We start from the raw sequence: 5,493 nt of genomic DNA, 5'->3' as shown, positions 1-5,493 counted from the left end.
GGGAAGGCTTGAACGCGAGGCCGCCGATAGCCTACGAAAGACGCGGGATTTCGGAGACCAACCAGCATGACGACACTTGTCATTCCCGACCTCGCCGGCAGGGCGGTGCTCGTCACCGGCGCGTCGACCGGGATCGGCGCGTCGCTTGCCCGCGCCTATGCCGCGCAGAAATGCCGCGTCGCACTGCACTACAACTCAAGCCGTGAGGCCGCCGAAAAGCTCGGCCGAACCATTCGCGACAGCGGCGGCGAGGTCTTCTTGACCCAGGGCGACTTCTCAAAGCCCACCGACGTTGAGCGTGTCGTCGAGGAAAGCGCCGAGCATTTCGGCCGCCTCGACGGTCTCGTCAACAATGCCGGCGGCATGCTCGGCCGGGTTGCCTATGCCGACCAGACCGAGGCGCATTACGACGCGGTGATGGACCTTAATGCGCGATCCGTGCTGACCGCCTCGCGCAAGGCGATACCGTGGCTGAAGCGCCAGGGCGGCTTCATCGTCAACACCTCCTCGATCGCTGCCCGCAACGGCGCCGGCGGCGGCGCCGGCCTCTATGGCTCGGCCAAGGCCTTCGTCTCCAACGTGACGCGCGGCATGGCCAAGGAGTTGATCGGCTTCGGCATCCGCGTCAACGCCGTGGCCCCCGGCACCATCCTGACACCCTTTCACGAGCGCTATTCGACCGAGGAGCAGATCAAGGGCATGGTCGCTAGCATTCCGCAGGGCCGCGCCGGCACCGCCGAGGATTGCGTCGGCGCCTATCTGTTCCTGTCATCCGACCTCATGAGCGGCTACATCACCGGCCAGGTGATCGAGGTGAATGGCGGCCAGTTGATGCCGTGAGGCGCCGACTGCATACTCTTGTCGCGCAACCGGAGGGAGATACAAGGAATGTACGGACTGATCGGCAAGATGCGGGCGGCGCGCGGCCAGCGCGACGCGGTCATGGACGTGTTGCGCGAGAGCACCGTCGCGCTCCCCGGCTGCCTGAGCTACATCATTGCCACCGACCCGGCCGACGCCGACGCCATCTGGGTCACCGAAGTATGGACCGATCAGGCGAGCCACAAGACGTCATTGCAATTGCCCGAAGTGCAGGCGGCGATCGCCAAGGCGCGCCCCTTCATCGCCGGCTTCGAATTCCAGGTCGAGACCCATCCGGTCGGCGGCTTCGGCCTGCCCGCCGGCAACACAGGCTGACGCTGGAGCAACGCAAATCAGGACTTTTGCGCGGGAAATGGGTTCGCATTTGTCCCCGCCCGGTCTAAGAGCCGGATATGGACTCCTCGCCAGAACAACCACCCGTTGATCGCATGGCGCGACTCCGTCCGCCGCGGCAATGGCTGGTGCTGCTGGCGTTCTCGCTGCTGTTCGCCAGCGCGCTGGAAGCCGCCGCTCTGCCGGCGGCGCTGCTGATCGGACCGATGCTGGCGGCGATCCTCGCCGGAACCAACGGCGCCACGGTGCGCGTGCCCCGCCCCCTGTTCGGCTCGGCGCAAGCCGTCGTCGGCTGCCTCGTTGCCGCTTCCATCTCCGCCGACATATTCCCCGTCTTCTACAAGGAATGGCCGCTTTTCCTCGGCGCCGTCATTGCGACCGTCGCCGCCTCCAGCCTGCTTGGCTGGCTGATCAGCCGCTGGCGCATATTGCCCGGCACCACAGCCGTCTGGGGCTCGTCGCCGGGAGCGGCCACCGCCATGGTGCTGATGGCGGGCGCCTTTGGCGCCGACCAGCGGCTCGTCGCCTTCATGCAGTATCTGCGCGTCATCTTCGTCTCGATGACCGCCGCCTTGATCGCCCGCATGTGGGTCGACACTTCGGGCGTCGAACCCCCGGCCATCGTCTGGTTTCCGCCGATCGAATGGATGGCCTTTGCCGCGATGCTCGCTGTGGCGCTTGTCGGGGCCCTGCTCGGCCGGCTTTGCCGGCTGCCGTCGCCGTTCTTCCTCGGCACCTTCATCTTCGGCACCATTGTCCATCTCGGCTTCGGCGTGGAGATGCAATTGCCGCAATGGCTGCTGGCCGTCAGCTACGCCCTGATCGGCTGGTCGATCGGCCTGAACTTCACCCGGCCGATCCTGCGCCACGCGACCCGCGCATTGCCGCAGATCATCGCCTCGATCGTGGCGCTGATCGCCTTTTGCGGCGGCATGGCATTCGTCATCAGTCGCGTGCTCGGCATCGATCCGCTCACCGCCTATCTGGCGACGAGCCCCGGCGGCATGGACAGCGTCGCCATCATCGCCGCGGCGGCGCAGAACGTCGACATCTCCTTCGTCATGGCGCTGCAGTCAGCCCGCTTCCTCGTGGTGCTGCTCGTCGGTCCGAGCGTGGCGCGGCTGGTGGCGAGAAGCATCAAGGAATAGGGCAAAGCGCCCGAACCTGTCTGGAAAGGGCCTTGTGCCGCCGGCATCGGCAAGCTTCGCAAAACCGCGGACCGGGTCGGTTGCGGTTCAATCCAGCCGCTTCATCAGATCCTCGTCCAGCCAGCGGCCGAAGAAATACACCAGTTGCTTGTGCCACCATGGCCAGTCATGGCTGACGTCGCCGCCCCAATAGTCGACCCACGCCGGAATCGACTTGTCGCGCAACACCTGTTCCAACTCGCGCGTTTCCACCAGCATGCGCTCTTCCCAGGCGCCCTGCCCGCAACAGAAGATCAGCCTCAGCGCCCTCAACCGTCCGAGCAGCTTCTGGTCGACGATGCCAGGCAGGTAGTCGAGCGGCGAGTTGAAGAAGATGCTGCCCTCGAGCGTCCGGCCAAAGAAATCGCGGGTCGAATAGACGCCGGACAGCGCAATGACGCCGCTGGCCAGCTCCGGAAAGCGGAAGACGAAGTTCGACGAATGATAGCCGCCCATCGAACAGCCCGAGAACAGCGGCTTCAGATTGCGCCCGCCATTGGCCTTGGCGGCAATCGACTGCAGTTCCGGCAGTGCTTCCTCGCGCACATAGCGGAAATAGGCTTCATGGCGCGCGATGCGCTGCGCAGGATCGCCATGCTTGTCGAAGAAGGATTCGGAATCGATGCCGTCGAGCGTGAACAACTGGATGCGGCCGGTATCGATGAAGTCGGCCAGCGCCCCCACCCCGCCGGAATCCTCGAACTGGTAGAAGCGCCCTTGCGAGGTCGGGAACACCACCACCGGCCGGCCGGCATGGCCGTAGCGCTTGTACTCCATGTCGCGGCCGAGATTGCGGGCAAACCCCTTGTGATAGGAGACATCCATCGCTCAGGCCTTTTCCGCGTGGATGTAGTCGACCGCCTGGCGCAGCGCCTTCTGGTCCCTCGAGCGCATCTGATAGGCGTAATTCCCCATGGCGCGGCTGAAAACCTCTTCGATGGCCTGGTGGTGGACAATCTTGTCGCCGTGGGCGGCTAGCACGTCCGCATGGCTGTGCAAATAGTGGAGGTGGCGTTTGCGGCTGGCATAGGCGGTGAAATACTTGCCTTCGTAGGGTCCGCCGGCGGCGTCCTTGACCACCATGTCGGCCCATGCCGCGTAGACGTCGATGTCGAACGTGTAGTTGATGGCATCCGTCATCCAGGCTCCGGGCGGGCGCATGTTGACCTCGAGCGCGATGACGCGCTTGTCCTTGGTCTCGAACAGCTCGATGTGGAAGAACCGCTCGCGCACGTCGAACGCCTTGAGAATCTTGCGGCCCGCCTCTTCCACCGCCGGGCTGATTTCGGGAAAGCAGGTGTAGCTCATGTGGCGGTCGCGGTTGACCACCTCCATGACGCTCTGGTCGTAGCGGTGGCTCGCCGCCAGCACCACCTCGCCGTCGCGGTTGACCAGACCGTCGAACGTCACCACCAGCCCCTCGATGAATTGCTCCATGACGAAGGTCACGCCCTCCGGCTTGTCCCGGAAGAACTGGTCGAGCTCCTTCGCATTGGAGATCTTGAACGTGTTCGAGGCGCCCGAGCCGGAATCAGGCTTCACCACCACCGGATAGCCGACGCGGCGGATGAAGGTCATGGCGCCCGCCCGATCGGAGCATTTGCGCTGCGGAATGGTCTCGACGCCGCTCTTGCGGAAGAAGGCGCGCATGCGGCTCTTGCGCTTCAGGTTCTTAACGAAATCGAGCTTGGTGCCGAAGACGTTGAAGTCGGTGCGGATGTTGGCTTCCAGCTCCAGCCAATGCTCGTTGAGCGACTCGAAACGGTCGATGCGCCCCCATTTGTGGATGAAATGGCCCATCGCCCGGAATACCGGCTCGTAGTCCTCCATGTCGGCGACGCGGTAATATTCCGACAGCGCCGCCTTCAGTTTTCCGCTCAGCGCCTCATAAGGCGCATCGCCGATGCCTAGCACGGTGGCGCCGGCCTTCTTCAGCCGATCGCAGAAGTCGGCGCCGTTGGCCGGAAAATGCGGCGAGAAGTACACAAAATTCATGGATGGGCCTCCCCAGGCGTCGCTGCCTCGTCGGCGAGTTTGGCGCATTTGCCGGACGTGGGGAAGAGCCTGGCCGCGCCGGCACTTGCCTCTCGAATGCCGCTCCTGTATGAGAACCGCCATGAACACGCGCGCCTCCTCCGCCGCTTCCCGTCCGACCGGCTTTGCCGGCGAGACCGTGCGCGCGCTTGCTTCCACCCTGCTTCTTCTCGGCCTTATCGGCGATCGCCGGGTTCGCTGAAGGAGCGCCCGGCGGTCGAAATCGCCGCTTACGCGCACGCTCCTTGGCCAGTTGGCAAGTCACATCAAGCGAACGAAACTTTGGTAAAGGCGCCGCTCGGCACCAATCCGTCTGAAGGCGGATCCGCGAGCCGCCGGGAGAGATGACGATGAACGCACGAGAAGACATTCAGGCTGACCATGCCGAGAAGGGCATGTCGGACGCCGCTCGCAAATACCAGCCCTACCCGACCGTCGGCCTCACCGATCGCACCTGGCCGTCAAAGGTCATCGACAAGGCGCCGATCTGGTGCTCGGTCGACCTGCGCGACGGCAACCAGGCGCTGATCGACCCGATGGGCCACGAGCGCAAGGCGCGCATGTTCGCGCTGCTGCTCGACATGGGCTTCAAGGAGATCGAGATCGGTTTCCCCTCGGCCTCGCAAACCGATTTCGATTTCGCCCGCTGGTGCATCGAGGAAGGCAACGTGCCGGCCGATGTCTCGCTGCAGGTGCTGGTGCAGTGCCGTCCCGAATTGATTACCCGCACCTTCGAGGCGCTGAAGGGCGCAACCAACCCGATCGTGCATTTCTACAACTCGACCAGCGAATTGCAGCGCCGCGTCGTCTTCGAGAAGGACGTCGCCGGCATCAAGCGCATCGCCACTGACGCCGCCAAGATGATCACCGACATGGCTGCCAAGGCGGGCGGCGGCTATCGCTTCGAATATTCGCCGGAGAGCTTCACCGGCACCGAGCTCGAGGTGGCTCTGGAGATCTGCAATGCCGTGACCGAGATCGTGAAGCCGACGGCCGACAACAAGCTGATCATAAACCTGCCGTCGACGGTCGAGATGTCGACGCCCAACATCTATGC

At 64.2% G+C, this 5,493-nt stretch carries 5 protein-coding genes and 1 pseudogene; 4 read left to right on the top strand and 2 right to left on the bottom strand.

Translation table 11 applies throughout. The annotated features are described in order from the left end of the window. The first annotated feature begins 66 nt into the window (after positions 1 to 66). The 3 genes from EN781_RS24425 to EN781_RS24415 all read left to right on the top strand — a co-directional run bounded on the left by EN781_RS24425 (position 67) and on the right by EN781_RS24415 (position 2,363). Positions 67 to 840 carry an SDR family oxidoreductase gene (locus EN781_RS24425; protein ID WP_126058617.1) on the top strand — a complete coding sequence of 258 codons (774 nt, stop codon included), beginning with the start codon at positions 67 to 69 and terminating at the stop codon, positions 838 to 840. Positions 841 to 888: 48 nt separating this feature from the next. Then, complete coding sequence (locus EN781_RS24420; protein ID WP_126058616.1) at positions 889 to 1,197, top strand: putative quinol monooxygenase; 309 nt, start codon at positions 889 to 891, stop codon at positions 1,195 to 1,197. A gap of 77 nt (positions 1,198 to 1,274) precedes the next feature. Then, positions 1,275 to 2,363, top strand: a complete 1,089-nt coding sequence (locus EN781_RS24415) for an AbrB family transcriptional regulator (protein ID WP_126058615.1) — start codon at positions 1,275 to 1,277, stop codon at positions 2,361 to 2,363. 87 nt (positions 2,364 to 2,450) lie between these two features. Here EN781_RS24415 and EN781_RS24410 read toward each other — a convergent pair whose 3' ends face one another. Together EN781_RS24410 and EN781_RS24405 are read right to left on the bottom strand one after the other, a co-directional pair. Then, positions 2,451 to 3,227: an alpha/beta hydrolase-fold protein gene (locus EN781_RS24410; protein ID WP_126058614.1), complete on the bottom strand. Its 777-nt coding sequence runs from the start codon at positions 3,225 to 3,227 to the stop codon at positions 2,451 to 2,453. Between the two features lie 3 nt (positions 3,228 to 3,230). Further along, complete coding sequence (locus EN781_RS24405; protein ID WP_126058613.1) at positions 3,231 to 4,397, bottom strand: ATP-grasp domain-containing protein; 1,167 nt, start codon at positions 4,395 to 4,397, stop codon at positions 3,231 to 3,233. Positions 4,398 to 4,786: 389 nt separating this feature from the next. Here EN781_RS24405 and EN781_RS24395 point away from each other — a divergent pair. Further along, a pseudogene (locus EN781_RS24395) lies at positions 4,787 to 5,493 on the top strand (2-isopropylmalate synthase); the annotation flags it as partial.

The sequence above is a fragment of the Mesorhizobium sp. M4A.F.Ca.ET.090.04.2.1 genome, assembly GCF_003999085.1.
GTDB lineage: Bacteria > Pseudomonadota > Alphaproteobacteria > Rhizobiales > Rhizobiaceae > Mesorhizobium.
This window is presented reverse-complemented; position numbering and strand designations above follow the sequence as displayed.